3 protein-coding genes are annotated in these 4,357 nt (G+C 71.5%); all 3 read right to left on the bottom strand.

Going from position 1 to position 4,357, the window contains the following annotated elements:
- On the bottom strand, window positions 1-654 hold a 654-nt coding region (locus Z052_RS14510; RefSeq protein WP_099289189.1), incomplete at its 3' end, for a class I SAM-dependent methyltransferase.
- Window positions 655-824: 170 nt separating this feature from the next.
- The gene (locus tag Z052_RS20595) at window positions 825-1,001 is read right to left on the bottom strand and encodes a hypothetical protein (protein WP_167373103.1); all 177 of its coding nucleotides are present in this window, start codon (window positions 999-1,001) and stop codon (window positions 825-827) included.
- 164 nt (window positions 1,002-1,165) lie between these two features.
- Entirely contained in the window at window positions 1,166-4,252 is a 3,087-nt protein-coding gene (locus Z052_RS14505; RefSeq protein WP_099289188.1) for an FAD-binding and (Fe-S)-binding domain-containing protein, read from the bottom strand.
- Window positions 4,253-4,357: the final 105 nt, after the last annotated feature.

Here is a 4,357-nt window from a genome sequence, read left to right as displayed (position 1 = left end):
CCAGTCTACCGAAGAGCGTGCTTCCCTGTCGGGTGTCTCGCCGAGCGTCGCGAGCGCGAACTCGGTGCTGCTGCCGAGCGGGTCGGTCGCGGTCGGCGTCTCGACCTCGGTGAACCCCGCGGCGCGGAGCTGGTCGAGCGTGCGCTCGCGGCCAGGTGCGGAGAAGAACATCTCGCCGCCCATCCAGCCGCGCCGGACCGTCTCGAAGCGGCCGCCCGGCAGCGTCGTGAGGAGTCGCCCGCCGGGACGGAGGACGCGGGCGAACTCCGCGTACACCTCGGGGTGGCGCTCCCGCTCGACGTGAAACACCGCGTGGTACGCCGTGACCGCGTCGAAGCGGTCGGCCGCGAACGGGAGCGCCGACATCTCGCCGTGGACGAGCCGGGCCTCGGGGACGGTCTCTCGGGCGAGGTCGAGCCCCCGGCGAGAGATGTCGATCCCAACGCTGCCCGGCGGGAGGTTCGCGAGCGTGCGCGCGCCGTCGCCGCAGCCGACGTCGAGGACGAGCGGGTCGCCGTCGCCGACCGCGGGGTCACTTGCCAGCGCGTCGAGCAGGTCGTCGATCAGCGCCGCGTCCGAGCCGTCGGGGTCGCGGCGGGCGGCGTACGTCTCGGCGACCTCGTCCCACGCGCGGCGCACCGCGTTGCGGTCCATACCGACGTGACGGGCGCGAGCGGCTTGATTTCGTCGGCGGTCGGGGCACGCTGGCGCCGGCGGTCGGGGCACGCTGGCGCCGGCGGTCGAGGCACGCCGGCGCCGCCGCTCGGCGTTCCGGGCGCGCGAAAAGATTGTCGGGGTTCGAGGCGGGGTCGTGCCCGACCGCGTCAGTCGTCGGCCGGGGCGCGCGGCTCCGCCGGGGGCTCGGGCTCCTCCGTCTCACCCGCCGGCTCGTCGACCGCGTCGGCGTCGGGGATCGCGTCGGGTTCCTCGTCCGCCTCCTCGGATCTGTGGCGTGCCCGGACCTCCTCCCAGGTCATCGCCTCATCGTAATGGTGGCACATGGCAACTATTGACAAGGTCTGTTCGCTCATAAGCGTTACGTCGGTTAAGCGGGGTGAGAGCCCGCAAAGCGCGGTGTCGACGGGACGGACAGATCGGCCCGGGCGCCGAACTGACGGTCGCGGACGCCGGGCCGATCGGCGGGGGCGTCGACCGTAACGCCGGCTCAGTCGTCGGCCGGGGACGGAGTCGTCGCGTCGGCGCCCGCGTCGGGCGCGGGCCCGGCGACCGCCTCGGCGACCTTCTCGATGGGGTGCGGCGGGGCCGCGGCCGCGGCGTCGCGGTCGCCGAGCTGTGACCGGCAGGAGGCCCCGGGGGCGGTCACCGTCTCGCCGTCGCTCTCGTCGACCTGATCGAAGAGGATCCGACCGATCGCCGCCGAGAGGTCGTAGTGTTCGGACTCGTAACCGAACGACCCCGCCATCCCGCAACAGGAGGAGTCGAGCGGGTACACGTCGTAGCCGGCGCGCCGCAGCACGCCGACCGCGTGGTGGTCCTTGTTCGTCGCCTTCTGGTTACAGTGGCCGTGGTAGGTGAGCGACTCCGCGGGCGCGTCGAACGCCAGCCGCTCGTCCACGCGGCCGGCGTCGAGGTACTCCAGGACGCCGCACGCGGCGGCCGACACCGCTCTGACCTCGTCGCCGTCGAGCAGGTCGAGGTACTCGTCCTGGAACATCACCGCGTCCGAGGGCTCGACGAAGACGACCGACTGCCCGTCGCGGACGCGGGGCGCGAGCGCCGCGACGTTGGCCTCGGCGCGCTCGCAGGCCGCGTCGAGGAATCCCGTCGAGAACGCCGCGCGGCCCGAGGGCGCGAGGTCGTCCGGCACCTCGACGCGGACGCCGGCCGCCTCCAGCACCGAAACGGCGGCCTTGCCGGCGGCCGGGTAGCTGTAGTTGGTGTAGGTGTCGGGGAACAGCGCGACCGTGTCGGTCGCGTCGGCGGGGTCGACCGTCGAGCCCCCGCGCGCGTCGAACCACTCCTCGAAGCTCTCGGCGCGGAACGTCGGGAGCTCGCGGTCCGGGGCGATCCCCGCGACCGCGTCCATCACCTTGCGGGCGCCCGGGAGCTTCGTGGCCGCGTTTGAGAGCGGGGCGAGCGCGCTGCCGAGCGCGGAGAGGCGGTCGATGTCGCGGAAGATGCGCTCGCGGAGGCCCGCCTCCTCCCGCTCGTGGTGGTCGTGTTTCACCTCGGCCTTGAGCTTCGCGAGGTCGACCCCCGTGGGGCAGTCGCTCTTACACCCCTTACAGCCGACGCAGAGCCCGAGCACCTCCTCTTGGAACCGGTCGGAGTGGATCTCGTCGTCGTCGAGCTCCCCGCTGATCGCGGCCCGCAGCATGTTCGCCCGGCCGCGGGTCGACTGGACCTCCTCCTCGGAGGCGCGGTAGGTCGGACACATCACGCCGGAGTCGGTCTCTCGGCAGGTGCCGCAGCCGTTACACAGCTCGACGAGGTGCGAGAGCCCGCCCTCGTCGGAGAAGTCCAGCTCGGTCTGCGGCTCGATCGACTCGTAGGCGGGGCCGTACCGGAGGTTCTCGCGCATGTCCGTCTCGGCTGCGGTGTCGGGATAGCCCCGCTCGGCCGCGGTGTCACCGTCGACGTAGACGACCTTCCCGGGATTCATCCGCCACTCGGGGTCGAACGTCGACTTGAGTTCCTGGAACGCCGCCCACAGCGCTTCGCCGTACATCTTCGGGTTGAACTCGGTGCGCGCGAGCCCGTCGCCGTGTTCGCCCGAGAAGGCGCCGTGGTGTTCCAAGACGAGGTCGGTGACGTCCTCGGAGATGGAGTGCATCTTCTCGACGCCTTCCTCCTCTTTCAGCGAGAGGATGGGCCGGATGTGGAGCGTCCCGCTCCCGGCGTGGGCGAAGTACGCCGCCGAGGTGTCATGATCCGCGAGGACCGACTCGAACTGCCCGACGTACTCCGCGAGCTCTTCGGGCGGGACCGTGGCGTCCTCGATGAACGGGTACGGCTTCGGGTCGCCCCGCATTCTCATCAGGAGCGGGATGGCGGCCTTCCGGAGCTTCCAGAGGTCTTCTTGGGCCTCGGGGGCGTACGCCTCCAGTACGTCGAACGCGTCGCCCTCGGCGACGAAGTGCGCCGTCGTGTCGGCGATCGCGTCCGCGAAGTCGTCGACCAGCTCCGAGTCCCACTCCAGCATGAGCGCCGCGGCCGCGCGCTCCGGGATCGGCTCCGCGTACTGCGCGAACTCCTGTGACCCGGCCGCCAGCGAGAACACCTCGTCGTCCATCAGCTCGACCGCGCTCACGGGGAACTCCAGCGCCTCCGGGACCGCCTTCATCGCGTCGACCAGCGAGTCGAAGGCGTACAGCGCGAGCGCCGTCTCCTCGGGTCGCGTGACGAGCGACACCTCCGCCTCGACGATCGTCCCGAGCGTCCCCTCCGCGCCGACGAACAGCTTCGAGAGGTTGATCACCCGCTCGCCGTCGTCGTTCTCGTAGATCACCTTGTGGAGGTTGTACCCGGAGACGGAGCGCTTGAGGTTCGGGTACTTCTCGTCGATCGCGGCCTCGTTCGCCTCGACGAGCGCGCGGGTCGTCTCGTACAGCGCCGCCTCCCGGTCGTCCCCTTCGACGATCGCCTCGTACTCCGGCGAGTCGAGGACGACCTCGCGGGTCTCGATCAGCGACCCGTCGGCGAGCACGACTGTCAGCTCCTCCGTGTACGCGTCGGTGATCCCGTACCGGACCGAGTGCGCGCCGGTGGAGTTGTTGCCGATGCCGCCGACGACCGTCGCCCGCGCCGAGGAGGCCGGATCCGGCGCGAACTTCAGCCCGTCCTCCGCCAGCCGGTCGTCGAGTCGGTCCTGAACGACCCCGGGCTGGACCACCGCCCTCCGGTCGTCCGGGCGCACCTCGACGATCCCGTCCATGTGCGTCGAGAAGTCGAGGACGACACAGCCCGGACCGACGCTCTGCCCGGCCAGCGAGGAGCCGGCCCCCCGCGGGATGACGGGGACGCCGTGGTCGGCCGCGACCGCCATCGCCGCCCGCACGTCGTCGATCGAGCGGGGGACGACGACGCCGGCGGGCCGGGCCTGATAGACGCTCCCGTCCGTGGCGTACAGCACCTGCGCGTACTCGTCGAACTGGACCTCGCCCGTCACGCGCTCGCGGAGGTCCGCCGCGAGCGCCCGATACGCGGGCACGTCCGGCCGATCGTGGCCGAGCGCGGCCGCCGACGTGTCCGGGGCAGGTGTGTCACCGCCCCTCGTGGGCTCGCTTGCCATGATAACGACCGGGGGAGAACAGAGAATAAACCTTTGTTCATGATAGTTTCGGCGGGGCGCGGTCGCTCTCGTCGCGTGTTGCCTCGCTGCGTCCGTCCGAGGCGT

Origin of the sequence: Halorubrum sp. C191, from assembly GCF_002727095.1 — an archaeon.
Lineage (GTDB): Archaea > Halobacteriota > Halobacteria > Halobacteriales > Haloferacaceae > Halorubrum > Halorubrum ezzemoulense.
The sequence above is the reverse complement of the archived record's forward strand: the minus strand, read 5'-3'. Positions and strand labels throughout refer to the sequence as shown.

Coding starts and splice junctions, on each gene's coding strand:
- Z052_RS14505 (WP_099289188.1), bottom strand. CDS start 4,252: ATGGCAAGCGAGCCCACGAGGGGCGGTGACACACCTGCCCCGGACACG.
- Z052_RS20595 (WP_167373103.1), bottom strand. CDS start 1,001: ATGTGCCACCATTACGATGAGGCGATGACCTGGGAGGAGGTCCGGGCA.